This window comes from Corynebacterium sp. HMSC075D04 (assembly GCF_001815635.1).
GTDB lineage: Bacteria > Actinomycetota > Actinomycetes > Mycobacteriales > Mycobacteriaceae > Corynebacterium > Corynebacterium coyleae.
This window is the reverse complement of sequence record NZ_KV821338.1, coordinates 193,028-218,372: the sequence shown is the minus strand read 5'-3', so window position 1 is coordinate 218,372 and position 25,345 is coordinate 193,028. Positions and strand designations below refer to the sequence as shown.

General features: G+C 60.9%; 23 protein-coding genes. 18 read left to right on the top strand and 5 right to left on the bottom strand.

The window, feature by feature from the left end; translation table 11 throughout:
* Window positions 1-8 precede the first annotated feature (8 nt).
* From HMPREF3048_RS06050 to ileS, 4 genes are all read left to right on the top strand, one after another.
* A complete protein-coding gene (locus HMPREF3048_RS06050) occupies window positions 9-491 on the top strand; it encodes a cell division protein SepF (protein WP_070771498.1) in 483 nt (160 codons plus the stop codon).
* Window positions 492-513: 22 nt separating this feature from the next.
* Window positions 514-822 carry a YggT family protein gene (locus HMPREF3048_RS06045; protein ID WP_070422201.1) on the top strand — a complete coding sequence of 103 codons (309 nt, stop codon included), beginning with the start codon at window positions 514-516 and terminating at the stop codon, window positions 820-822.
* A 131-nt stretch (window positions 823-953) separates the two neighbouring features.
* Window positions 954-1,913 (top strand): DivIVA domain-containing protein, encoded by a 960-nt coding sequence (locus tag HMPREF3048_RS06040; protein WP_070570081.1) that lies wholly within the window; start codon window positions 954-956, stop codon window positions 1,911-1,913.
* Window positions 1,914-2,131: 218 nt separating this feature from the next.
* Window positions 2,132-5,296, top strand: a complete 3,165-nt coding sequence (gene ileS / locus HMPREF3048_RS06035; protein WP_070771495.1) for an isoleucine--tRNA ligase — start codon at window positions 2,132-2,134, stop codon at window positions 5,294-5,296.
* Between the two features lie 74 nt (window positions 5,297-5,370).
* Here the strand turns inward: ileS and HMPREF3048_RS06030 are convergent, their stop codons facing one another.
* Window positions 5,371-6,534, bottom strand: coding sequence for a S1 family peptidase (locus HMPREF3048_RS06030; protein ID WP_070771493.1), 1,164 nt, complete (start codon window positions 6,532-6,534; stop codon window positions 5,371-5,373).
* A 217-nt stretch (window positions 6,535-6,751) separates the two neighbouring features.
* Here HMPREF3048_RS06030 and HMPREF3048_RS06025 point away from each other — a divergent pair, with 217 nt between their 5' ends.
* Complete coding sequence (locus HMPREF3048_RS06025) at window positions 6,752-8,050, top strand: HNH endonuclease signature motif containing protein (RefSeq protein WP_070422205.1); 1,299 nt, start codon at window positions 6,752-6,754, stop codon at window positions 8,048-8,050.
* 42 nt (window positions 8,051-8,092) lie between these two features.
* Window positions 8,093-9,475 (top strand): DNA polymerase IV, encoded by a 1,383-nt coding sequence (locus HMPREF3048_RS06020; RefSeq protein ID WP_070771491.1) that lies wholly within the window; start codon window positions 8,093-8,095, stop codon window positions 9,473-9,475.
* Here the strand turns inward: HMPREF3048_RS06020 and HMPREF3048_RS06015 are convergent.
* Complete coding sequence (locus HMPREF3048_RS06015) at window positions 9,464-10,357, bottom strand: asparaginase (protein ID WP_070771596.1); 894 nt, start codon at window positions 10,355-10,357, stop codon at window positions 9,464-9,466. The genes HMPREF3048_RS06020 and HMPREF3048_RS06015 overlap by 12 nt on opposite strands.
* 75 nt (window positions 10,358-10,432) lie before the next feature.
* On the opposite strand from HMPREF3048_RS06015, the gene HMPREF3048_RS06010 reads away from it, so the two are divergent.
* Window positions 10,433-11,029, top strand: coding sequence for a WKL family lipoprotein (locus tag HMPREF3048_RS06010; protein ID WP_070570073.1), 597 nt, complete (start codon window positions 10,433-10,435; stop codon window positions 11,027-11,029).
* Between the two features lies 1 nt (window position 11,030).
* Here the strand turns inward: HMPREF3048_RS06010 and HMPREF3048_RS06005 are convergent, their stop codons facing one another.
* Window positions 11,031-11,951: a hypothetical protein gene (locus HMPREF3048_RS06005; RefSeq protein ID WP_083316775.1), complete on the bottom strand. Its 921-nt coding sequence runs from the start codon at window positions 11,949-11,951 to the stop codon at window positions 11,031-11,033.
* A 63-nt stretch (window positions 11,952-12,014) separates the two neighbouring features.
* On the opposite strand from HMPREF3048_RS06005, the gene lspA reads away from it, so the two are divergent.
* The 7 genes from lspA to dnaE all read left to right on the top strand — a co-directional run bounded on the left by lspA (window position 12,015) and on the right by dnaE (window position 21,303).
* Window positions 12,015-12,521, top strand: a complete 507-nt coding sequence (lspA, locus tag HMPREF3048_RS06000; protein WP_070422208.1) for a signal peptidase II — start codon at window positions 12,015-12,017, stop codon at window positions 12,519-12,521.
* Complete coding sequence (locus tag HMPREF3048_RS05995; protein WP_070422209.1) at window positions 12,514-13,440, top strand: RluA family pseudouridine synthase; 927 nt, start codon at window positions 12,514-12,516, stop codon at window positions 13,438-13,440. The genes lspA and HMPREF3048_RS05995 overlap by 8 nt, the downstream gene beginning before the upstream one ends.
* Window positions 13,421-13,939, top strand: coding sequence for a hypothetical protein (locus tag HMPREF3048_RS05990; protein ID WP_070771489.1), 519 nt, complete (start codon window positions 13,421-13,423; stop codon window positions 13,937-13,939). The genes HMPREF3048_RS05995 and HMPREF3048_RS05990 overlap by 20 nt, the downstream gene beginning before the upstream one ends.
* Window positions 13,940-13,977: 38 nt before the next feature.
* Entirely contained in the window at window positions 13,978-15,567 is a 1,590-nt protein-coding gene (locus HMPREF3048_RS05985) for an efflux RND transporter periplasmic adaptor subunit (protein ID WP_070450906.1), read from the top strand.
* Between the two features lie 162 nt (window positions 15,568-15,729).
* Window positions 15,730-16,440 carry an ABC transporter ATP-binding protein gene (locus HMPREF3048_RS05980; RefSeq protein WP_070422382.1) on the top strand — a complete coding sequence of 237 codons (711 nt, stop codon included), beginning with the start codon at window positions 15,730-15,732 and terminating at the stop codon, window positions 16,438-16,440.
* The gene (locus tag HMPREF3048_RS05975; RefSeq protein ID WP_070771487.1) at window positions 16,441-17,709 is read left to right on the top strand and encodes an ABC transporter permease; all 1,269 of its coding nucleotides are present in this window, start codon (window positions 16,441-16,443) and stop codon (window positions 17,707-17,709) included. It abuts the gene before it with no gap.
* Between the two features lie 33 nt (window positions 17,710-17,742).
* Window positions 17,743-21,303, top strand: coding sequence for a DNA polymerase III subunit alpha (gene dnaE / locus HMPREF3048_RS05970; protein WP_070771593.1), 3,561 nt, complete (start codon window positions 17,743-17,745; stop codon window positions 21,301-21,303).
* 233 nt (window positions 21,304-21,536) lie between these two features.
* Here dnaE and HMPREF3048_RS05965 read toward each other — a convergent pair whose 3' ends face one another.
* Both HMPREF3048_RS05965 and HMPREF3048_RS05960 read right to left on the bottom strand, forming a co-directional pair.
* Complete coding sequence (locus tag HMPREF3048_RS05965; RefSeq protein ID WP_070771485.1) at window positions 21,537-22,031, bottom strand: hypothetical protein; 495 nt, start codon at window positions 22,029-22,031, stop codon at window positions 21,537-21,539.
* A 29-nt stretch (window positions 22,032-22,060) separates the two neighbouring features.
* Window positions 22,061-22,498 (bottom strand): hypothetical protein, encoded by a 438-nt coding sequence (locus tag HMPREF3048_RS05960; RefSeq protein WP_141758869.1) that lies wholly within the window; start codon window positions 22,496-22,498, stop codon window positions 22,061-22,063.
* 277 nt (window positions 22,499-22,775) lie between these two features.
* On the opposite strand from HMPREF3048_RS05960, the gene ilvA reads away from it, so the two are divergent.
* Genes ilvA through HMPREF3048_RS05940 form a run of 4 tightly spaced genes read left to right on the top strand, consistent with a single transcriptional unit; the run spans window position 22,776 to window position 25,343 of the window.
* The gene (gene ilvA, locus HMPREF3048_RS05955; protein ID WP_070771480.1) at window positions 22,776-24,059 is read left to right on the top strand and encodes a threonine ammonia-lyase IlvA; all 1,284 of its coding nucleotides are present in this window, start codon (window positions 22,776-22,778) and stop codon (window positions 24,057-24,059) included.
* Window positions 24,060-24,710 carry a YigZ family protein gene (locus HMPREF3048_RS05950; RefSeq protein ID WP_070771479.1) on the top strand — a complete coding sequence of 217 codons (651 nt, stop codon included), beginning with the start codon at window positions 24,060-24,062 and terminating at the stop codon, window positions 24,708-24,710.
* A gap of 11 nt (window positions 24,711-24,721) precedes the next feature.
* Window positions 24,722-24,955, top strand: a complete 234-nt coding sequence (locus HMPREF3048_RS05945) for a hypothetical protein (protein ID WP_070422217.1) — start codon at window positions 24,722-24,724, stop codon at window positions 24,953-24,955.
* Window positions 24,956-24,959: 4 nt separating this feature from the next.
* Complete coding sequence (locus HMPREF3048_RS05940) at window positions 24,960-25,343, top strand: RNA-binding S4 domain-containing protein (protein WP_070422218.1); 384 nt, start codon at window positions 24,960-24,962, stop codon at window positions 25,341-25,343.
* The last annotated feature ends 2 nt before the right edge of the window (window positions 25,344-25,345 follow it).

Below are 25,345 nucleotides of genomic sequence, written 5' to 3'. Positions count from 1 at the left end.
GCCCCACTATGTCCTTCTTTGGCAGCGCAAAGGAATTCTTCGGCCTCGGTCCGATCGAGAACAACGAGGACGACGCCTACTTTGAGGATTCGCGCTACTCCGAAGCTTCCTCGACTGCTGGCGCTGGCGCGTACGACCGTGCTGAGCGTCCGTCGCGTTATGAGCGTGACCACCGCGAGGTGTCGTCGACACGCGCCAGCTACCGTCCGACCCCACGCATCGTCAACGTGTCTCCGCGTAATTACAACGATGCCAAGGAGATCGGCGAGCCGTTCCGCGATGGCGACGCAGTGGTGATGGACCTCACCGATCTGGACACCGCCGATGCAAAGCGCATCGTCGACTTCGCCGCCGGCCTATGCTTTGGCTTGCGTGGCAGCATGCACAACCTGTCCCGTGGCGAGGAGACCCGCAAGCGTCTGTTCGCGATCGTCCCGGAGCACGGCAATGTGGACAAGGAAGCGCTGAAGCGCTCCGCGGGCCTGCGCTAGACAACCTGTAGGGTGTGAACGCGTGGCACTTATCGGAGCAATTCTTTACGCCGTCATCGGCATCTACTCGCTGATTGTCGTCGTGCGCATCATCATTGAGATGATTCAGGCATTTTCGAAGCACTTCGACCCGCCCCACTGGTTCATCATGGTGGCGGAACCACTGTTCAAGATCACCGACCCTCCAGTGTTTGCATTACGCAAGCTCATCCCCCCGTTGAGGTTGAACGGGGGAGTAGGGCTCGATGTGAGCGTGATCGTGCTTTTCCTGGCACTTTCCCTGCTCCAGATGGTTATCCGGGCGACGATGATCGTTCCGGCACTGCATTAGCGCGCTGTCATGTGCGTTGTGTAGACGAAACAGTTACAATTCAGCAGACAAATTAAGTACGTTCCCGTAACGTGGGGCGCATTCGCGACCCGCAGACGCGGGTCCGTTACAAGAACATGAAGGGAACGCAAATGCCGTTGACGCCAGCTGACGTGCACAATGTCGCTTTCAGCAAGCCCCCGATTGGCAAGCGGGGCTACAACGAGGACGAAGTTGATCAGTTCCTCGACCTGGTTGAAGACGCGCTTGCACAGCTCCAGGATGAAAACGAAGAGCTCCGCGCACGACTCGAAGAGGGTGGCGCTGGCGTAGCGGCACCGGCAGCAGCCGGTTCTTCCGCAGACGAGGCTGCAATCCGCCGCGAGGTGGAGCAGAAGATCCGCGCTGACTACGAGGCGCAGCTGCGTTCCGCGAAGGAAGCCAAGGACAAGGCCGAGGCTGAGGCTAAGGCTGCCAAGGAAGATGCGGCAGCAGCCCGCAAGCAGGCTGAGGAAGCTCGCGCACAGGCTGCGAAGCGTCCGGCTGAAGGCGTGTCCAAGGCGGTCAACACCGCCCCGCAGAAGGCAGAGCCTTCGCAGGATTCGCACATCCAGGCTGCCAAGGTGCTCGGCCTTGCACAGGAGATGGCAGACCGTCTGACCAGCGATGCCCAGGCAGAGGCAACCTCCATGCTGGCAGACGCACGCAGCGCTGCAGAGCGTGAGGTGGCCGAGGCTGAGGCGAAGTCCAAGAAGCAACTGCAGGACGCTCAGACCCGCTCCCAGTCTCAGCTGCAGGAGGCGGAGACTCGCGCCAAGCAGCTCGTCGCCGAGGCCCAGAAGAAGGCCGAGGAGACCACTGGCGAGGCCGCTTCCCGCGCCGAGGCCCAGATCCGCCAAGCGGAGGAGAAGGCCAACAAGCTCAAGGCAGATGCAGAGCGCAAGCACACCGAGATTATGAACACGGTGAAGCAGCAGCAGACTGCGCTGGAGAATCGCATTGCGGAGCTGCGCACCTTCGAGCGCGAGTACCGTACTCGCCTGAAGACGCTGCTTGAGTCCCAGCTCGAGGAACTCGAGGCCCGCTCAACTACGGCGCCGAACGAGAAGTAAAACCTCAACGCCCGGGAGTGCTACACTTCCGGGCGTAACGCTTTGATCCGGCTATCACCGGGGAGCATTCCGGAAGAACGGCATTACGCTTATTAGAACCGGACGTTAAATGGGAAGACGTCACTTCCTTCACCACAAATGAAGTGGGGGCTTTCGCCCCAAGCAGGGTGGTACCGCGCAGCACATGCGTCCCTGCAGATTGTGTGTGGAGGAGTGTCATGGTTGGCAACGTCTACCCTAAGGTCGATATGACCGGAGGCAGCGACAAGTTTCCCGAGATGGAACGCGCTGTGCTCGACTACTGGAACAAGGATGAAACGTTCCAGGCATCGCTTGAGCAGCGTGAAGGTTGCGAAGAATACGTGTTCAATGACGGCCCGCCGTTTGCTAACGGTCTGCCTCACTACGGCCACCTGCTGACGGGCTACGTCAAGGACATCGTTCCGCGCTACCGCACGATGACTGGCTTCCATGTGCCGCGTGTGTTCGGCTGGGACTGCCACGGTCTGCCGGCCGAGTTGGAGGCAGAAAAGCAGCTCGGCATCACTGACAAAGCCCAGATCGAGGACATGGGCCTGGAGAAGTTCAACGAATACTGCGCGAAGTCCGTCATGAACTACGCCGGCGAGTGGGAAGAGTACGTCACCCGTCAGGCTCGTTGGGTGGACTTTGAGAACGGCTACAAGACCATGGACCCGGAGTACATGGAATCCGTCATGTGGGCGTTCAAGGAGCTCTACGACAAGGGCTTGATCTACCAGGGCTTCCGTGTGCTGCCGTACTCCTGGGCAGAGCACACGCCGCTGTCCAACCAGGAGACGCGTCTCGACGATTCCTACCGCGACCGCCAGGACCCTACCGTCACCGTCACCATGCCGTTCACCGGCGGCCGCGCCGGCTACGCTGCGGAGAAGACGTGGGCTGAGCACCCTGAACTGCACGATGCGGCTGCGATCGCCTGGACCACTACGCCGTGGACGCTGCCGTCGAACTTGGCGTTGGCGGTTCACCCGGAGGTTGAGTACTCGTTGGTGAAGCCGGGGGATGAGGGTGTCGTCGATACGCCATTGCTCTTGGCGACGAACCTGCTCGGCGCATACGCGAAGGAACTCGGCGAGTACGAGGTCATCTCCACGTTCACCGGCGCCCAGCTCGAGGGCCTGGAGTACGAGCCGGTCTTTGACTACTTCCGCGACCACGAGAACGCGTTCATGGTGCTTAACGCGGACTACGTCACCACCGAGGACGGCACCGGTGTCGTCCACCAGGCGCCCGCCTTCGGTGAAGACGATATGTTCACCTGCCAGGACTACGGCATCGATTTGGTCATCCCCGTCGACGCCGACGGCAAGTTCACCTCGCTGGTTCCGGACTACGAAGGCAAGTTGGTCTTCGACGCGAACCGCGACATCATCCGCGACCTGCGCGCCAAGGGCCGTGTCGTGCGTGACCAGACCATCGTCCACTCTTACCCGCACTCCTGGCGCTCCGGCGAGCCACTGATCTACATGGCGCTGCCGGCTTGGTTTGTGAAGGTCACGGACATCCGCGACCGCATGGTCGAGCTCAACCAGGAGATCGACTGGATCCCGTCGCACATCCGCGATGGCCAGTTTGGCAAGTGGCTCGAAGGCGCTCGCGATTGGAACATTTCGCGTACCCGCTACTGGGGCTCCCCGGTGCCGGCGTGGGTATCCGATAACCCGGAGTACCCGCGCGTGGATGTCTACGGTTCCCTCGATGAGCTCGAGCGTGACTTCGGTGAGCGCCCCAAGTCGCTGCACCGTCCGCACATTGATGAACTGGTGCGTCCGAACCCGGACGACCCGACTGGTAAGTCCATGATGCGCCGCGTGCCGGACGTGCTCGACTGCTGGTTCGAATCCGGCTCTATGCCGTTTGCGCAGTACCACTACCCGTTTGAGAACCGCGAAGAGCACGACGCTCGCCAGCCGGCTGACTTCATCGTCGAGTACTCGGGCCAGACCCGTGGCTGGTTCTACGTCCAGCACGTGCTGTCTACCGCGCTGTTCGACCGTGTGGCGTACAAGAAGGTCGTCGCCCACGGCATCGTGCTTGGTTCCGACGGCCAGAAGATGTCCAAGTCCAAGGGCAACTACCCGAACGTCAACGAGGTTTTCGACCGCGACGGTTCCGACGCGATGCGTTGGTTCCTGATGTCTTCGCCGATCCTGCGTGGTGGCAACCTGATCGTCACTGAGCAGGGCATCCGCGAGGGCGTGCGCCAGGCGCTGCTGCCGATCTGGAACGCGTACACCTTCCTGCAGCTGTACTCCTCTGAGGACGCTCAGTGGTCGGTGGATTCCGACAACGTGCTCGACCGTTACATCCTGGCCAAGACCCACGACTTGGTGGAGGCCGTGGGCGAGGCTCTCGACGACACGCGCATCGCCGATGCTTGCGATGAGGTGCGTCGCTTCGCGGACACCCTGACCAACTGGTACGTGCGTCGCTCCCGTGATCGTTTCTGGGAAGGCCAGGAGGCGCACCCGGAGGCGTTCAATACGCTTTACACGGTGCTTGAAGTCGTGACCCGTACCGTCGCGCCGTTGCTGCCGTACATCTCTGAGGTGATCTGGCGTGGCCTGACCGGTGGCCGTTCCGTGCACCTGACTGACTTCCCGAAGACAGACAACCTGCCGGCGGATGCTGACCTGGTCGCTGCGATGGATGCGACGCGTGCGGTGTGTTCGGCGGCGTCGTCGGTACGCAAGGCGAACAAGCTGCGTAACCGTCTTCCACTGCCGAAGCTCACTGTTGCTCTGCCAGAGGCTGATCTACTTAAGCCGTTCCGCTCCACCATTCGCGACGAAGTGAACGTCAAGGACGTTGAGCTCACCGCGGATGTGGACTCGGCTGGTTCGTTCGAGGTCGTCGTTAATGCGAAGATTGCTGGTCCGAAGCTGGGCAAGGATGTCCAGCGCGCGATCAAGAACGTCAAGGCTGGCAACTATGAGCGTCGTGGCGACGACGTGGTGGTCGACGGAGACATCGTGCTGACTCCGGAGCTCTACACCGAGCGTCTCGTCGCCGAGAACCCGGAGAGCACTGCGCGTGTCGACGCCGACGCCGCCGTCGGCCTCGTCGTCCTGGACACCAACGTCACTGAGGAACTCGAGGCTGAAGGCTGGGCCGCCGATGTCATCCGTGGCCTGCAGGATGCGCGCAAGCGTGAGGGCCTTGAGGTCTCCGATCGCATTGCGGTTGTGCTTGCAGTGCCGGCGGAGAAGGAGGAGTGGGCTCGTCGTCACGCAGAGCACATTGCCGCCGAAACCTTGGCAACCTCCTTCGATGTGGTCACCGAACCAGTCGAAGGCCATGATGTTGTCGACGGTGTGACCGCCACCGTTCGCAAGAATTAGGCGCTGACGGACTATGCCGCTGCATAGTGGATCCTGACCCGGACCACTATGCAGCGGCATAGTGTTTTTAGGGGCTAGCCGTGAAGCGTGAGGCCCCAGTGCTGCATTGCGCCGGCGATTTCCATGCCGCTGGTGAGCGTCTTGTTGTAGTCGCTGCCGTTCGACGTCACCCCTAGCGCCCATGCGTCCGTGCCGTCGAACGCGAAGATCGCGCCTCCGGAATCGCCTCTGTCAGCGATGTTGCGAAACACGAATTGGCCGGCCCTATCTACCTCGACGAATTTGCCGCAGGAGTAGCCAGTGGTGGCACCGAGACGGCAAATGGTCATGTTGCCTTGCCCCGCTTGTGTTGGGGTGATCCAGCCCTTCAATCGGGAATTTACGGGCAGTGCGGAATCCACGTACGGCTTGGCATCGTCGTAAATCTCAATCAGTCCGATGTCGGTGCCGATAAAGCCCGTGTTGTCGCGCTCGTAGAAGGATTCGACCATCTCGCCCACAACCAGTGACCCGCCGTATTGGTCATTGACGTAGTACTGGTCACCCACATCGCCGCAGTGCCCGGCAGTAACGATGAATGTGCGGTTTTCCCGCGACGCGATAAAACCAGTAGAGCAGTAGCTTTTGTTCACGTTGTAAATCTTCGCGCCAGGTACAACCTTGCCCGGAGCCTCGAGAAACAGCCAGTCCTGTTTGTTGTGATAGTAAATGCCCAGGTTGTCGTCCCTGCCGGTTACTCCCGCGCCGTTGTTTCGTGGGTCGATGCGTTGCGGATCCACGGCCTGTGCCTGTGGTTGCTGCGGCTGTGCGTGCTGTCGCTGTGCTTGCCTTGTGGGGCTGGATTCCGATTGCGGGGCGAGAAAGTTCTCGGGAGGGAAATAAAAATTGCTCACTTGGGCGTCGGAGCCGTCGATCGTGCAGCGTAATGTGAATTCACCGATGTATTCGTCATTGCTGAGAAAACCGGAGATCTCGCTGTCGAACGTCTGTCCTGTGATTGCGTCAGTGGGCACTTCGTGTGCATAGACCGTTAGGGCGTCGTAGGCAACGCCGTCGGCGGTGGACGCGTTTCTGGCGGCGTTCTGACATAATTCGGCGACCTCAGTCGGTGTCAGTTTGGTCTCGGGAGCATCGGCGGCGATATCTTCTGCACCGGAACAGGCAGTGAGCGCAGTGAGCGTGGTCGCGGATGCGAGCGCTACCGAGATTAACGTTTGGATGATCTTCACAGATGTCATGGTGACACATCGTGGCGACGAATGTGTCGACTATGCAGCGGCATAGTTTTTCGAACAAAGAACCGCCGTCTGCTCCAAACTATGCAGCGGCATAGTGAAAAAGCTGCGCAGCCAAGGTGGGGGAATGGCCTCTTTGGGTAGATTTGAGGAAAACTATTGACTCGAACACCTATACGATATATAAAGGTGTCAATGTTTGTAAACAAGGGGTGTGAACATGACAGTTGCAGTGAGCCAGTGGGTGGCTGATCGAACGAATGATTTGTCGGCAGAGGTGCTCGAAGACCGGATTAAGGTCAACCACCTTTCGGCCAATCACCATCGTGCGCGGATGCTTGAAGCAGTCGGGCAGTTCGATGAGCAGGATCTCGCGTCGCAGTATGGGGAGAAGTCGACCGCGACGTGGTTGCGTAGGGAACTCAACCTGCCCGAACCGACGGCCTTTGAGTATGTGAGGGTTGCCCGGGGCCTGCGCAGGTATCGCCGGTTATTCGAGGCGTTTGAGTCTGGGGTGATGCCGTATTCGACGGTTCGTTTTGTCCTGCAGTTTCTGGACGAGCAAAACGAAGAGGAGCTTGTCGCTCTTGCGTTGTCTCTGGCGTTTTCGGACCTGAAACTTGTGCTCGCCGGTGCCGGGCCGAAAGACGATGAGCCGACCGAGCCCTTCGCCCGGGCCAGCGAGTGCGACGATGGCATGCTTGCGTTCGAGGCCCGTCTTCCCGCCGTGGCTGGGCAGAAACTTCTGACCGCGCTGAAAATGGCGCAGTTGGCCAGTTTTGGTCTGGAGGACGTCGATCCGGAGGATCTCAACGATCCTGAAAAGGTGCAACTGCTTATCGACGACGCCACCAACGCCAAGGATGCTGTCGCCTCTGAGCAGGATCGCGAACCACGGAAACGGACAAAGATCACCGCCGAAGACATCGCGAAGACGGTTTCGCGCTACGGGCCTCCGGAGAAACAGGACGTTTACGCAGCGTTGCTGGCCATGGTGGATATGGTGCGGGCTCACCCGATTAGTCCGCTTCGTAGCCCCGGTGTGCAGGTCAATCTCATGGTGAATCAGGGCGGGGGCTGTTGGATGCCCGAAAACCGTGCCGCACGGTCAGAGGATGTGCGAAGCTACCTTGCTAACGCCGTGGTGCGGTTGCACTTGATGGACAAACATGGGCTGACCATCAACGTCGGCCGTGCACAGCGGTTCGCCACTGACGGCCAGGTGCAGGCGTTGCTAGCAACGTGGGGGTATCAATGTGCCATGCCTGGGTGCTCGCATCGCCGGTTTATTGAGATCCACCACATCCGAGAATGGGAGCATGGTGGCTCGACCAACATGGATAACCTCATTCCACTGTGCTCGAGTTGTCACTCGCAGGTTAGCCACGGGACGATCACAATTGAAAGCAGGGGAACCGACCTGTTCTTCACGTTTAACGATGGTGCGCGGTTTGTTTCCCGCGGGCGAGGGTTGCCGCGTCGCCTGGATTTCATCACGGGTACCTCATTCGATGAATGACGAAATTGGAACTCGGCGGTAGCGGTGGTGCACAGTGGTGGCATGACTCGCTGGGTGCTGCATATCGACATGGACGCGTTCTACGCGTCATGTGAGCAGCTCACCCGTCCCACGCTGAAAGGGCGGCCAGTGCTCGTTGCGGGTGTGACCGGCCGCGGGGTCGTGGCGGGCGCCAGTTACGAGGCAAGAAAGTATGGGGCGCGCTCCGCCATGCCAACACACCGGGCGGCACGTCTGGTGGGGCCAAAAGCAGTTCTTGTGGCACCCCGGCGGGCGGTGTACACGACCGCGTCGAGGCGAGTGTTCGAGGTGATTAGCAAGCACGTTGATGTGGTGGAGCAACTGTCCATCGATGAAGCCTTCATGGAGCCAGCTGAGCTCATTGGTGCTACCCCTGACGAGGTGCGTGAGTGGGCGAACCAGTTGCGCGCGGAGATCAAGGAGGAGACTGGCTTGCCGAGCTCGATCGGAGCTGGGGCGGGCAAGCAATACGCCAAGATTGGTTCGGGCCGCGCGAAACCGGACGGAGTGTTTGTCATCCCGCATGAAGAACAGTTAGAGATCCTGCATCCGATGCCGGTCAATGAGTTGTGGGGTGTGGGGCCGGTGACGGAGGCGAAGTTAGCGTCGGCGGGGATCGAGACGATTGGGGATTTGGCGGCGCTGACCGAGAAAGAACTCGATATCGCGATTGGTGGTGCGGTGGGCAAGCAGCTGTGGTGGCTTGCTCGCGGTGTGGATGAGCGGCCGGTTGCCCCGCGTGCTGTGGCGAAGCAGATCTCCTCCGAGCACACCTACCCGAACGATTTAACCCAGCCGTCGGAGGTAGACACTGCGCTGGAACGTGCGGCAGCGGATTCGCATCGACGGTTGCTCAAGGACGGGAGAGGGGCTCGCACGGTGACAGTGAAGCTGCGGATGGCGGACTTTCGCATCGAATCCCGCTCGGCGACCCTGCCGTATGCAACCGACGATGCGGAAACCCTGCTCGCAACGGCGTTTCGACTGGTGCGTTACCCGGACGAAGTCGGGCCAATCAGGCTTGTGGGGGTGTCGTATTCGGGCCTGGAGGATGCGCTGCAGGATGTGTTGTTTCCGGAGTTGGATCAGGAGATTGTGAAGCCGGCGCCGGTGGCGGAGGACTACGAAACTGGGGTGAGTGATCATGCCGCACCGGCTGGACTCGAGGTGGTCTCAGAGATGGGAGACACGCCAGGGCAGTGGCGCGCTACCCAGGACGTGTTTCACCCTGAGTTTGGGCACGGTTGGGTGCAAGGGGCCGGCAAAGGGTGGGTCACGGTGCGGTTTGAAACTCGCGCGACGGGGCCTGGCAGGGTCAAGAGCTTGCGTAGCGACGATCCCGCGCTCGTCCCGGCCGACCCCGTCGATTCGTTGGCGTGGGAGGACTGGCTGTCAGAGCAGTGAGCTGGGATTCACACCGGTGGCCAGGGCGGTGAGCAGTGCGATACGAGCTTGGCCGGGGGAGAGATGGCCGGCGGGCAGCGCGCCGAGGTCGCCGAGGGTAGAGCCGCCACCTGCGCCGCCGTAGGCGAAGGTCACTGCACCGTAGGGGGCAGAAGTGGCAATCACTACGGGGATGCCGCGGCGCAGCATGTCGCGAAGTGCTTCGCCGGTGCCGTCGGAGACGTTGCCGGCACCGAGGGCCTCGACAATGACGCCGTCGGGGGACTTCGAGGCGACAAGATGTGCAACGGTGCCGTCGTCACCCGGCCACGCACGCAGGATCGGCACGAACAAGCCATCCAATGGTGCAGCGGGGACAGGCATAGGTCGGCGCAGTGAAACGGGGACGTCGAAGGCGTCCAGATCGGTAGTGTGCCGCTTGCGTAGGCCGCGTGCAGGCAAGGTTGCGCCACCGAAGTGAACGAAGGCGCCACCGCCGCGTTGGGTGGCGGCCACCTCGATCGCGCCACGCAGGTTCGCGGGCCCGTCAGGGTGGGGATGATCGGCGGAGCGCATCGCACCGGTCAACACGACGGGACGTTCATCGCGGTGGACGAGGTCTAACGCGAGGGCGGTTTCTGCCATGGAGTCGGTGCCGTGGGTGATGACGAGGCCGGTGAGGGTGTCGTCGTGAAGCAATGTGCTAGTCAGCGCACGAAGGCGGTCGATGTCGGCGAGCCCCATTGACGACGAATCCAGACTCGCAATCTCCCGAGTTTGCACGTCACGGGTGGTTTCGCTACGGGCGACAAGTTCATCGGCGGACAAGATCGGCACAAGCGCCCCGGACACATCGGCGGTGGAGGCGATGGTGCCTCCGGTGGAGACAACGTAGACGGTCATGTGCACCAGAGTGCCAGAAATGGGCTTCAGTGCAGTAACGTTGAGCAAGTCAATCAAGGTATGCAAGGAGAACACGTGAAAGCACAGCGATTTGCTGCGGCACTTGCAGCGGCCAGCCTCGCGCTGGGTCTGACCGCCTGCTCGGGCGAGTCCGACAACACGGAGAACACCACCACCGCAGCCGAACAGGCAAGCGCATCCGACGCAGCGCCCGTGGCAGAAATGCCCACCGCAGAAGAGCTCAACGCAGTCCTGCAGCGCGCTGCCGACCCGAACCTGCCCATCGCAGAACGCGCGAACACCGTCCAGGGTGGCGAAACCACGCCGGAACTGTTCGATCTGATGACCCAGTCTCAGCAGGAATCAGGCGCGAACTTCCAGGTGGTCAACCCGGTGTTGCCGGGCTACACCACCAACTCGGTGTTGGCGACGGTGAACTTCACCCGACCGGACGCGGAATCGCAGCTGGCTGAGGATGTGGAGTTTGTGTACGAGGAGGGCCACTGGAAGATCTCGCAAAGCTGGGCGTGCTTCCTGGTCAGCAACACCTTGCCGCCGGAGCAGGTGCCGGACATGTGCAACACCGGCGCACCGGCCGCACCGGCCGCACCGGCTGAGGCCCCGGCCGAAGCCCCAGCCGAGCAGGCGCCTCCGGCAGCTCCTGGCCTGTAAGTTAAGCGCCGTACCGCACAGCCCGCGTGATGTCTTGGACCACGCGGGTTGTTTGCTCCCCGCCGGAGTACACCAGGTGGGTTGTCGCTTCCACCTCGCCTGACACTGGCAACGGGCGGGAGAAATCGACGGTGATGTGCCCCTTCGACGTGGTGGAAGAGGACTCCACCTCGATGTGCTGGCCGTTGAGGTCCCCGGCGGCATCGGCGTCGATCGTCATGTCCTTTTCCGAGGGGCGTTCCTCGATGTCGACGGCGAGGTCAACGGTGGAATCGGTAAGCGACTCGACAGTGTAGGTGGTGGTGCGCAACATCGTGTTGTCGCCGGCGACTCGGTTTTCCACCTTCCACACGCCACCCTCACCGATTGGTTCGGTGGGGAACACGACGTTTTGGGTGATCAGCGCCAGCAGGGCGGGCTCCAAATGCTGCAGGCCGCGCTCCGGTGCTTCCGGTGGGGTGAGCAGTTTGATGGTGGAGATCTTCCCAGAGTCGTCGCCACGCCAGCTCATGCGGAAGCCTTCAGTGGCGGCGACGTCCTGGCCGATGTCCAGGTTGGAGTGTTTGCCGGAGCCGACGGTGAAGTCGATTCGTCGAGAAGCAGCTGCTTCTCCCTCGCCGGGTTCAGGTGCGTCACCAACCGAGATGTCCAGCGGCAACGTCGTGATCGCCACATCGCCGCCCCGGACCTGATCGCCCACTGTCTGCGCGACACCGGACGAGACCGCAACCGTGGTGGACCAGGGCTCGGCGTTCTCGGTGTACGACAACACGCGAGCATGTTCGCCCGTATCGACGACAGTGACACCCGGCTCGTCCACAGGGAACGCGGGCACGCCCTCGATCAGGTCTTCCTCGCCCGCGCATGCGGTGAGGGACAGTGACAAAGCAACGGCGGCAACGGCGGCAGTTAAACGAGACATCTTTAAGAACGTACCGCACGGCATACGCAGGGGTAGCGTCCGAGGCGCTAAGGTGGGACGGCGATGGAACAGGCAACGAAACCCCGCTCGACACCCCGCTACCTTGGTGTCGTGATCGCTGTGATGCTCATCGTGGCGGCGCTGGACCAGCTCCTGAAAATCATCATGGTCGCATGGCTGGAACCCGGAGTGCCCCACCCAGTGATCGGAGATTGGTTCCGCTTCTACCTGCTGTTTAACCCGGGCGCCGCATTTTCGATGGGGCAGAATTCGACGTGGTTATTCACCACCCTCCAACTTGCGTTTGTCATTGGTGCGCTGTGGTTTGGTCCTCGCATGTCCACACGTTGGGAGGCGTTTGGTCTAGCGCTGGTCGCAGGTGGCGCACTGGGCAACCTGTGCGACAGGTTGTTCCGTGAGCCTGGATTCTGGTTCGGACATGTGGTGGACTACATCTCCGTAGGCAGTTTCGCGGTGTTTAACCTGGCCGATGCTGCTATTACGGTCGGTGTGGTGGTGTTTGTCGTGGCCACCTTTGTAGCAGAGCGGAAGGGGGACAACGATGGGTAAGTTCCGGGCGCTTCCAGTGCCGGAAGGGCTGGACGGGATGCGTGTCGATGCTGCGATGTCGAAGCTGTTCGGTGTCTCCCGTGCCGTCGCCGCAGAAATTGCCGCGAACGGTGACGTGCTTGTCAACGGCACTGCTGCACAGAAATCGGAACGAGTCCACACAGGCGCCATGCTGGAGGTCACTCTGCCGGAGCCGAAGCGGGCGCCGCAGCCGGTCACCGAACTCGTTGAAGGTCTGGAGATCCTGTACAAGGATGCCGACGTCATCGCGGTGGATAAGCCTGTGGGCGTGGCGGCGCACCCGACCTTGGGCTGGGAAGGCCCCGATGTGGTCGGTGGGTTGCAAGCCATGGGATTCACGCTTCCCGATGCCGGCCCGCCGGAGCGCAAGGGCATCGTGCAGCGTCTCGACGTCGGCACATCCGGCGTCATGATCGTTGCCGCAAGCGTGCCCGCTTACTCCGCGTTGAAACGCGCCTTTAAAGAACGCACCGTGGACAAGACCTATAACGCGTTGGTGCAGGGGCTGCCGGACCCGACAGTTGGCACAATCGATGCACCGATCGGACGCCACCCTTCCGCCGGGTGGAAGTTTGCCGTCACGCAGGACGGCCGGCCGAGCGTGACCCACTACGAGGTAATTGAAGCGTTCCGCCGGGCGAGTCTCATCGAGGTGCACCTAGAAACGGGCCGGACCCACCAGATCAGAGTGCATATGTCCTCGGTGGGCCATCCCTGCGTGGGAGATCCGATGTATGGGTCGGACCCGACTCTGTCGAAGCAACTCGGGTTGAAGCGTCAGTGGCTGCATGCCACCAGCCTTGGGTTCGTCCACCCGCGTACCGGTGAATATATGGAGGTCACCTCCGAGTATCCGGAGGACCTTCGTGTGGCGCTTGATGCGGTCCGTAACGGGTAGGCGGGTCGTCGCAACGCTGCTTGCAGCTGGTGTTGCGCTCTCAGCGTTGTGGGCGATTGGCGTTGCGACGCCACCACTGCCATCTGTGCTGCAAGGCGACACCCTCGGGCCCGAAGACGGGGAAGAGAACTACAAGCAACGCGCCGACGACACCTTGCGTGCCGCTGACGCCCCCGCGTTCGCGCTTGTGACGTTCGATACAGCATTATCTGTTCACGATGCTGCGGTGACGGTTGCGCCGGCGCGCCGGGCGAGTGCTCTGGTCGCGAACGGCGGAGCGCCTATCGCGGTTGGTGAACCGCTTGCGGAGCAGCTACGTGACGAAATCTTCCAGCAAGCAACCACGCAGCCAATTGACGCAGTGATCGTTTACGGTTCAGGCGATGAACTCCGCGCGGTTGCCGAACAGCCAGCTGTTTTCGCCGTGGAAGTATTGCCTTCTGATGCTGTGTGGGGAGCGTTTGCATTGACCCGAAACGTCTCTGGGGGCCGTGTATAGTTTGCGGAGTTATATGCCTGCTACCGGGAGGAGACCCCTTGGCTTCCGAGACCAATCACTCGACCGCACGTCGCCGGCTGACACGCGTGAGCCTGGCAATTGTCACGTCGTCCGCACTGCTGCTCGGCGCGTGCGGATTCGGTGGCGATGGCAACGGCGAAGGCGAAGGTGACGGGCTGCAGCCCGGCGATTACACCGTCGTGTCCCAGGAAGGCGTCTCTGACAGTGTTGTCGTCTCCGGCAAGATTGAGCCGGTGCGCACTGTCAACATCACCTCGGCGGTGCAGTCTGAGGTAAAGAATGTTGCAGTGAAGGCTGGTGACAGGGTCCAGGCGCAGCAGTTCCTCGTTGCCATGAATACCGAGGAGCTGGAGCGCCAGTTGGCGGTCCAGCAAAAGCAGCAGGCGAACGCGCAGGCTGATGCGCAGGCCAACGTGCAGCAGGCGCAGCAGCAGTTGAACGCGTATCAGGCAAGCATCAATAACGGGACGCACCCGGCGATTGCTGCTGCTCAAGCGCAGGTCGACCAGGCGCAGGCGGCTTATAACGCAGCTGTTGCTGCAGAGGGTGGCCCGCGCTTGATCAACCGCGGCATGGCGGCTGTGGAGCAGATGGCGGGTCAGATCTCTTCGCTTGGCAATGCGACGGCAAAGCCGGGTGTTCCAGCACCACCGGCACAGCCGGCACAACCGGCACCGCAAGCTCCGGCGCAGCTCGCTGGTGGTTCGTTGAGCAAGCAGGAGGCTCAGGCGGCGCTGCAGCAGGCTCAGGCGGAACTTGAGTCCGCACGTGCGCAGGCGGCGCAGGAACGTGACCAGTTGCAGGCGCAGGTGAGCTCCGCTACCCGTCAGGCCGAGTCGGCGCAGCTTGGCGAGGGCGACGGCACCCTCGAATACCAAGTCCGTGAAGGCACCGTGTACGCCCCGATCGCGGGATTGGTGACCGAGGTTTCCGTGCACGAAGGCGACATCCCGCAAGGCAAATTGCTCAGTATTGCCGACGATTCCTCCCTGGTCATCCGGGCAGACGTCCGTGAGTCGGACGTGCCAAACATCTCGGTCGGGGACCGGGTTGATTTCACGTCGACCGCAACTGGCAAGAAGCAGTTCAAGGGCAAGGTCACGCGCATTGCGCCGGCCGCGAGCGGTTCTGGTTCTGCTGAGGTTCCTGGCATGGCGATGGGCGGCGGCGGATCGCAAAATTCGAGCGAGGTGACGTTCCCGGTCGAGATCGAAATCACCGGCGACAAGGAAGGTCTGCTGCTGGGTGGTACCGCGCGTGCGGAGATCATTACCGCTGAGGCGAAGGACGCGCTCAACGTCCCGCTCGACGCCGTGTATGAGGAGGACGGCAAGAAGAAGGTTCTCGTCATGGCAACCGAGGGCGAAGATGCGACCTCTGGCAAGGTCGAGGAACGCATCGTGAAAACCGGTGCGTCCAACGACGTCGACATTGCCATTACGGGCGGCGACCTCAAGGCTGGCGATATTGTCGTGAACTGGCCGGACGAGTACCGCGAGCGTATCGGGGAGACCGTTGAGATCAACGACCCGAACTTCGACCCGGAGAAGGTCCGCGAGGCTCGCGAAGGCAAGAAGAAGCAGGACGGCGAGAAGGAGCAGCCGTAAGTGTTTCGCAGGAAAAAGCGTCCGCTTGACGACGACACCCTGACCGACACGACAGACACCCACGACCCGTTCTTCCTCGACGGCGAAGAAGACCCAGCCGATGAAGACGAACCGGTAGTTGAAACTGTCCCGGTGGAGGAAGTCGTCGATACGCAGCCGCGCATGGAGAACACCGGCAGGTTGATCGACATGCGCCGGATCGTGAAGACGTACAACGTTGGCGAGCCGAGCGAACTGACCGTACTGCACGGCGTGGATTTCTACGCTGAACAGGGCGAATTTGTTTCTATCGTGGGTCCTTCGGGCTGCGGTAAATCGACGTTGATGAACCTAATCGGCATGCTTGATCGCCCCACGGAAGGTGCGTATGCCTTCAACGGCGAACCTGTGTACGCGAAGCAGGACAAGGAACTGGCGCATTACCGCAGCCAAAACATCGGATTCATTTTTCAGAACTTCAACCTCGTGGGCCGCATCGACGCGCTGCAGAACGTGGCCATGCCGATGATGTACGCCGGTGTGCCGAAGCGCGAGCGCGAGGAGCGCGCCGCCGAACTGCTGGATCGCATGGGCATGGGGGATCGGTTGCACCACAACCCCAACGAACTTTCGGGTGGCCAGAAGCAGCGTGTGGCAATCGCACGCAGCCTGGCCAATGACCCAGGGCTGCTGCTTGCCGACGAGCCCACGGGCGCCCTGGATTCCAAAACCGGACGCATGGTCATGGATCTGTTCCACGAACTCAACCAGGAACTGGGCAAAGCCATCGTGTTTATTACCCACAACCCGGAGTTGGCTGAAGAAACCGGCCGGATCGTGGAAATGATGGACGGAAAAATCGCTCGTGTGCGCCAGCCGGGTGGGGTGAACTAGGTGAATATTCGCGAATCGCTACGGTTGGCGCTGTCCAGCCTGAATACCAACAAGTTGCGCTCGCTGCTGACGCTTTTGGGCATCATCATCGGCATCATGGCCGTGATCATCATCATGACGTTGGGCCGTGCCCTCGAGAACGATGTGATGGGTGGTCTGGAAGACGCCGGCACGACCACGTACCCGGTGATGGTGCACGAACGCGCGGAAGAAGGCGAGAAATCCGAGGACCCGTTTGCGGCGTTTGATCTTGCCCCGCCGACAAACGAGAACGATGCTGTCACGTTTGATCAGCTCAACGAGCTGCAAGCGTCGTTCGGCGACCGCGTGCAAGGCATCGATCTGGAGCTTTCCGGTGGTGGTGACGCACAGGTCGGGGACAACACTTCAAGTGTGTCGATCTACCCGTCGCTTGCGAGCTCGCTCGACATGCGTGGCCTGAAGGTTCAGTACGGTCGCGGGTTGGATCAAGACATCATTGATAGTCGTCGCCCCGTTGCCGTTGTATCGCCAGAGCTGGTCGAGGCGTTGTTCGACAACGATCCGAGCAAGGCGCTCGGCTCCCGCTTCGACCTCATCATCCACGGCAAGCCGGCGGTGTTCACCATCATCGGTGTGCTGGAAAAATCGGAGAGCCAGCCCATGTTCGGGGAAACCGCGTTTGCGGACGCCTACATTCCGGTCACGGCCGCGGACAGGGTTGGCTTGGAGGCGGACTGGGTGTCGTCGTTTAGCGTGCGTGCTGCTGTGGATGAGGACCCGGAGGCGTTCCGCGCAGACCTGCAAACGTACCTGGATCGCATGTACGCCGGTAACGACAACTACGAGGCCGAGGTGTTCGATATCTCAGCGAGCCTCGAAGGCTTGACGACGATCTTCCGCACCCTGTCGACCGTGCTCTCCGCAATCGGCGGCATCTCGCTCCTCGTCGGCGGTATCGGCGTGATGAACATCATGCTGATCACGGTTACTGAACGCACCCGCGAAATCGGCGTGCGTAAAGCGCTCGGCGCAACCCACAATGATATTCGTGTCCAGTTCATCGTCGAGGCGATGCTGGTGTGCCTCATCGGCGGCGTCATTGGCGTCATCCTAGGTGGCGCTGTCGGCATGATCGCCAGCTCGGCGCTTTTGGAAATGACATGGCCACCGATCGGAGCCGTGGTGTTCGCGCTGCTGTTCTCGCTGGCGACCGGTGTGTTCTTCGGCGCATACCCTGCGTCGAAGGCCGCGAAGATGCAGCCCATCGACGCGCTGCGCTACGAATAATTCGGACTTGCGTAGCCGTCTAAGATGAGCCGCATGGCCAAAAAATCCTCCTTCGTTCATCTTCATAACCACACCGAGTTCTCCATGTTGGACGGCATGGCAAAGGTGGACTTGCTGGCTGAGGAGGTGTCCCGCCAGGGCATGCCAGCAGTCGGCATGACCGACCACGGCAACATGTTCGGCTCCAATGCGTTTTACCGTCGCATGGTCGATGCTGGTGTGAAGCCGATCATCGGCATTGAGTCTTACATGGCACCGGACTCTCGTTTTAATAAGAAGCGTGTGCTGTGGGGTACGCCGGATCAAAAGCGTGACGATGTCTCCGCGTCCGGCGCATACCTCCACCAGACCATGCTCGCCGAGAACGCGACGGGTCTGCGCAACCTGTTCAAGCTGAGCTCCCTTGCGTCGTACGAGGGACAGTTGGGCAAGTGGCCTCGCATGGATGCGGAACTTATCGCCGAGCATGCTGACGGCATTATCGCGACCACTGGCTGCCCGTCCGGTGACGTGCAAACTCGCCTGCGTCTAGGCCAGTTTGACGCCGCGTTGGAGGCTGCGGCGATGTGGCAGGACATCTACGGCAAGGACAACTACTTCCTTGAACTGATGGACCACGGGTTGCACATCGAACGCCGCGTGCGCGACGACCTGTTGCGCATCGGAGAGATGCTTGAACTGCCGCCGCTGGTGACCAACGACTGCCACTACGTCCTCGAATCCCAGGCGCCCGCGCACGAGGCAATGCTGTGTGTCCAGACAGGCAAGACGCTGCTGGATCCGGACCGCTTCAAGTTTGATGGCTCCGGCTACTACATCAAGACTGCCGAACAGATGCGTGAGTTGTGGGACTCCACCGTGCCTGACGGGTGCGACAACACCCTGTGGATCACGGAGCGTGTCGGCGACTACAGCGAGTTGTGGGAGGAACACCCGCACGATCGCATGCCGATCGCGGACGTTCCGGAGGGACACACCCCGACGACGTGGCTGCGTGAGGAGGTTCGCCGCGGACTGTCGGAGCGTTTCAACGGGGGAGAGGTTCCGCAGGAATACACCGAGCGTGCGAATTACGAGATCGACGTCATCGACATGAAGGGCTACCCCTCCTACTTCCTGATCGTTGCGGAGCTGATTAAGCACGCCCGCGAGATCGGCATTCGCGTTGGTCCGGGTCGTGGTTCCGCCGCTGGTTCGTTGGTTGCGTATGCGTTGACCATTACAAATATTGACCCGATGGAGCACGGCCTGCTCTTCGAGCGATTCCTCAACCCGGAGCGTCCGTCCGCACCGGATATCGATATCGACTTCGACGATCGCCGCCGCGGAGAAATGATCACCTACGCCGCCGAGCGTTGGGGCGAGGACAAGATCGCCCAGGTGATCACCTTTGGCACGGTGAAGACAAAGCAGGCGATTAAGGACTCGGCGAAGGTGAACTTCGGCCAGCCGGGCTTCCAGATGGCCGACCGCATCAACGGTGCCTTGCCACCAGCAATTATGGCGAAGGATATTCCGCTGTCCGGCATCACGGACCCGGAGCACGAGCGCTACGCGGAAGCGGCTGAGGTTCGCTCGCTGATCGAGACAGATCCGGATGTGGCCAAGATCTATGAAACCGCCCGTGGACTTGAAGGCGTTGTGCGCCAAGCAGGTGTGCACGCATGTGCGGTGATTATGGCGTCGGTGCCGCTGATGGACCACATTCCGATGTGGAAGCGTCCTGCCGACGGTGCGATCATTACCGGTTGGGACTATCCGGCGTGCGAGGCCATTGGCCTGCTGAAGATGGACTTCCTCGGCCTACGCAACCTGACAGTGCTTGGCGACGCGCTGGAGAACGTGGAGAAGAACCGCGGCGAGACCATCGACCTTGAAGCCTTGGACACCGACGACGAGGCGGTGTACGAGTTGCTGTCTCGTGGCGACACCCTTGGAGTGTTCCAGCTCGACTCCGGAGGTATGCAGGAGCTTCTCAAGCGTATGAAGCCGACGGGCTTTAACGATATTGTCGCCTCGCTCGCTCTGTACCGTCCGGGCCCGATGGGTGTGAACGCTCACTGGGACTACGCCGACCGCAAGAATGGGCGCAAGCCGATCACTCCGATTCACCCGGAGCTTGAGGAGCCGCTGCGCGAGATTCTCGACGAAACCTACGGCCTGATCGTCTACCAAGAGCAGATCATGAACATCTCGCAGAAGGTAGCCAACTACACGGCTGGTCAGGCAGACGGCTTCCGTAAAGCCATGGGTAAGAAGAAGCCGGAGGTGCTGGCGAAGGAGTACGAGACGTTTTCTGCCGGCATGTTTGAAAACGGCTACTCCAAGGAAGCCGTCGATGCACTGTGGGGAACGATTGAGCCGTTCGCGTCGTACGCGTTTAACAAGTCGCACGCCGCAGGCTATGCGTTGGTGTCGTACTGGACTGCCTACATGAAGGCGAATTACGCCGCTGAGTACATGGCCGCGCTGCTGACCTCTGTTGGTGATAAGAAGGACAAGTCCGCGATTTACCTGGCGGATTGCCGCCACTTGGGCATTAGCGTGTTGCAGCCAGATATTAACGAGTCTGAAGAGAACTTCATGGCTGTCGGCAAAGACATCCGTTACGGACTTGCGGCTGTGCGAAACGTCGGTGCGGAAGTGGTGGAGTCCATCAAAGAGACCCGCAAGTCCAAGGGGCACTTCACCAGCTTCTCTGACTACCTGGACAAGATCGATCTCCTTCCGTGCAACAAGCGCATCACGGAATCGCTGATCAAGGCAGGCGCGTTCGATTCTTTGGGTCACCCGCGTAAAGGCTTGATGCTGATCCAGGAAGACGCGGTGGACTCAGTCTTGGCGACGAAGAAGGCCGCCGACAAGGGCCAATTCGACCTCTTCGCGGGCCTTGGCGGCGAGGACGGTTCCGCGAACTCTGCGTTTGCCATCGAAGTACCTGAAGACGAATGGGACCGTAAGCACAAACTCGCCCTCGAGCGCGAAATGCTTGGCCTATACGTGTCCGGGCACCCGCTTGATGGGTACGAGGAAGCCATCGATGCACAGACCGATACGCAGCTCACCACCATCCTGTCCGGTGAACTGCGTAACGGCGCAGAGGTCACCATCGGTGGGTTGATTTCGAATGTGGACCGACGCTTCTCTAAGAAGGACGGTTCCCCCTGGGCGATTGTGACCATCGAGGATCACCACGGCGCACAGGTGGATGTGCTGCTCTTCAACAAGGTGTACGCGCTCGTCGCTCCGCAAATTGTGGAGGACAACATCATTTTGGTCAGAGCACATGTCTCAATTCGTGACGAGCGCATGAGCTTGTTTGGCGACGACGTCAAAGTCCCCGAACTTGGCCCCGGCAACGGTGCTGGCCTACCGCTTCGTCTAACGCTGCGGACGGACCAGTGCACCATCGACAACATTTCGAAACTCAAGGGAGTGCTGTCGAACAACCCAGGCGACTCAGACGTCTATCTCAACCTGGTCAACGGCGAACACAGTCAACTGATGATCCTCGGCGACCATCTGCGAGTGCACCGTTCTGCGAGCCTGATGGGTGATCTCAAGGCAACCCTGGGTGCGGGGATCTTGGGCTAGGGGAAACTATGCCGCTGCATAGTGCGCGGGCTCGAGGATCCAGCGGTAGTGACTATGCTGCTGCATAGTCGGCTTCGGTGATTCTCTGCGGGCGTACCGCGCCGCGAGCTTGTCGGGTGACGCCTTGGGAACCGGGATGTTGGGTTAGGGGAAACTATGCCGCTGCATAGTCGGCACAGCAAAATGCCCGCTGGCATATTGCACAGCGGGCATGAGGAGATGAAGCGCGTGTCTTACTTGAAGAACTTACGCAGTGCCTCGCGACCACCAGGGATCGAGTTGATGAAGACAACCAGGCTGCCAATTGCAGCACCAAGCGTCGTCACAATCACGCTGATAGTCGTGATTGATTTCAGGATCTTTTCCTCGTTATCGACAGGGCCGATGCTTCCGTGCGGAGCCAGCGTTGCCGAAGGCTCAGCGGTCACCTTTGTCGGTGTAGGAGCGGTCGTGGTCTCCTTCGTCGTGGTTTCGGTCGACTGGTTGGTGGTGGTTTCCTCCGACGTCTCAGTGGTCGTCGTCGAGGTGGTGGTTTCCTCCGTGCCCTCGGAAGGTGCCGGTTCCGCCGGCGCCTCAGTGGTCGTCGTCGGTGCCGGTTCCGAGGTGGCGGTGGTAGTTGCCGAAGTGGGTTCGGATGTGGTGGTCTCTGCAGCGAGAGCTGAAGTGCCAAGAGCGCCAGCGGCGACGGCGGCACCGGCTGCGGAAACCAACAGAGTGCGGAGCTTCATGCTTGAATATTCCTAGCTGGGGTGGAGGTTTAGAACGGGAGCTTCGGGAGCTGGACCTGCGGCACGTGGACGTGCGGGATGCCCAGGTGGAACTCGCGGTTCAGTGCGTCGATGATCTTGTTGATGCCACGCGGGTCAGAGAACACGATCAGACCGGTGGTCAGAACCGCAGCGAGGGTGCCAGACACTGCGCCGATGATGTGACCTTGGGAGGAACCGGAAGTCTGCTTCTGGGGAGCCGGCGGGTTGTTGGTCTCGTCCTTGTTGTCCTCGCCCTTGCCCGGCTGCTCGCCCTCGCCCGGCTTGTCGGTTTCGCCCTTGTTGTCCTCGGGCTGGTCAACCGGAGCGGTGGTGTGGGTGTCGGTGGCCTCGTTGCCGGTGTTCTTGGCGTCCTCAGCGTAAGCCGGGGTAACAGCCAGGGTCAGCGCGGTCGCGGCAGCGACCATTGCAGAAGAAATGCGCTTCATTATGAAAAACTCCTATGGAAATTTAGGGGGTTTGTCGCTGTCGACCGTGCGCTCGACAGATCACTCGGAAGAACCTAGCAGGTTCCCAGAAGAAAACATAGTGATATAGGCAATGTTTTCAGTGTTCCCCGCATCGGATTGGCCAACACCTGGAAGTCAGGGGTTTGGTCACGGCGAGCAGTGTACCCCAAATCATCTATATGTCTAAGTTCTATGGGGGTGGGGTAAATCGAGGTTTGAACAAACTGAAAACTCGTCGCGCGTACACTGATCGACCATGCGCCCATCCGACACATTCCGAGAGGTCCATGCCGCCGATATCCAGTTCGCGCAGGGAAGGATTTCTTCTGTCATTACTCCGTCGCCGCTGCAGTACTGCCCGCGGCTGTCTCAGCAGTACGGTGCTGAGATTTATCTCAAGCGTGAAGACCTGCAGGATGTGCGTTCGTACAAGATTCGCGGGGCGTACTTTGGCATTTCGCAGCTAACCCCGGAGGAGCGGGAGGCTGGCGTAGTGGCGGCGTCGGCAGGCAATCACGCCCAAGGCGTGGCGTACGCGTGCCGTGCGCTTGGGATTCAGGGCAAGATCTTTGTCCCGAAACCCACCCCGAAGCAGAAGCGTGACCGCATTTTGGTGCACGGCGGTGATGCGATTGAGCTCGTCGTTACGGGCAACACGTTTGACGAGGCTGCCCAGGCTGCGCGCGAAGACGCTGCGGCACGGGGAGCGACGGTGATTGAGCCGTTCGACTCGCGCAATACCGTGGTCGGGCAAGGCACCGTCGCGGCCGAGATCGTCGCGCAATTGTCCAGTATGGGCAAGCAGCTCGACACTGTTCTTGTGCCGGTCGGTGGCGGTGGCCTGATGTCAGGTGTGATGTCGTATGTGGCGGACATGTCGCCGTCGACGAGGGTGGTTGGTGTTGAGCCGGTGGGGGCGTCGTCGTTACGCGCTGCGATTGAGGCGGGCGAGCCGGTGACGCTGGAATCTATCGACCCATTCGTAGACGGTGCGGCGGTGAAGCGGATCGGTGACACTCCCTGGCAGGTATTCCAAGCACACAAAGATCGTGCTGAGGTGCTTTCTTGCGACGAAGGGGCAGTGTGCACGGAGATGCTCTCGCTGTACCAAAACGAAGGCATCATCGCTGAGCCCGCGGGTGCGCTGTCGGTTGCGGGCCTTGCACAAACGACGATTAAGCCCGGCTCGACCGTCGTTTGCATCATTTCCGGAGGCAACAACGATGTGCTGCGCTACGCGGAGGTCATGGAGCGCTCCTTGGTCCACCGTGGACTGCGCCACTACTTCCTGGTCAACTTCCCCCAAGAGCCAGGGCAGCTTCGCATGTTCCTGCGGGAGATCCTGGGTGAGGAAGACGACATCGTCTTGTTTGAGTACCTGAAGAAGAACAACCGCGAAACCGGTGCTGCGCTCGTCGGTATTGAACTTGCGCATGCGGACGACCTTGCCCCGCTTCTAGAGCGCATGGACGGATCGCTGATCGGCTGCCGCCGTCTAGAGCCGGGAACGCCGGAGTACGACTTCATCGTCGCAGGTTAAATGGTTACGTCCTACGTTCGCCCGAAGGCAGGCGAGACTGCCATCCACGAACTTGAAATCAAGCGTTCGCGGTTTATTACCTGGGTGACGCGTGCGACCACTGAGGAGGAAGCGCGCGAGGTCATCCATGCCGCGCGTGAGGCGTACCCGGATGCGCGCCACCATTGTTCGGCGTTCATCGTTCATGTCGACGACGCACAGCCGATCGAGCGCTCTTCCGACGACGGTGAGCCCTCCGGCACGGCAGGAAAGCCGATGCTTGAGGTGCTCAAAGGATCAGGTATGTCCGACATTGTCGCCGTGGTTATTCGCTACTTTGGTGGCATCAAGCTTGGCACAGGCGGCCTTGTGAGTGCGTATACGAACGCGGTGTCTGAAACACTGCCGAGCGTTGTCACCACCACACGTGCCATGCGTGAGCAAGTTGCCGTGGACCTTCCGCATGCTGAAGCCGGCCGAATCGAAGCAGAACTACGCAACGCTGGGGTGGAAGTCGTAGACGTCGAATACGGCGCTGCCGCCACATACACGCTTGCGTTCGAGCCGGGGGAGCGTGAGCGTATCGACGACCTCCTCGCCGCCGCCACCCAAGGCAAAGCAGAAAGCAAAACGCTCGGACCACGGTGGGGCGAGTTGTCTACTTCGCGCTAGAATTGCATGCCATGACTATGCAGCCGCGCCCAAACAACCCGATCGACCAACGAAAAGCCGCCGTGCGCAAATACTCGCGCGACGCGCTGGTGTGGGCCGGCGGCGGCCTCGCCGGCGGCATCGCGTTCGGTCTGCTGATGCAGTCCTGGACGATCCTGGTGCTTGGGCTCGTCATCGGAGTTGCGGGTGGTTTTGTGAATTGGAACAAAGTCCAAAAGATCGTCAACCACCAGGACCGTTACTAGCGCCTTGATCGAACCGTCAGGCAAAGCCGTCCGTATCGACGCCTGGCTGTGGGCCGTGCGGATCTTCAAAACACGCAGCCAGGCCGCCGAAGCCGTTCGTGCTGGGCACGTCAAGATCGGTGGCAAGGCAGTCAAACCTGCCGTCCAGGTCGTGCCGGGAGACACGGTGCGGGTATGGAAGAACCACCACGAGTACATTCTCGAGGTTACGGCGACGGTGTCGAAGCGCGTTGGCGCCCCGGTGGCGCGCACCTGCTACATCGACCACAGTCCGCCACCACCACCGCGTGAACTCTTCGCGGCACCTCCTGTGCGCGATCGCGGGACCGGGCGCCCCACGAAGAAGGAACGCCGCGAGATTGATCGCCTGATGGGGCGGCGGGACTAAAC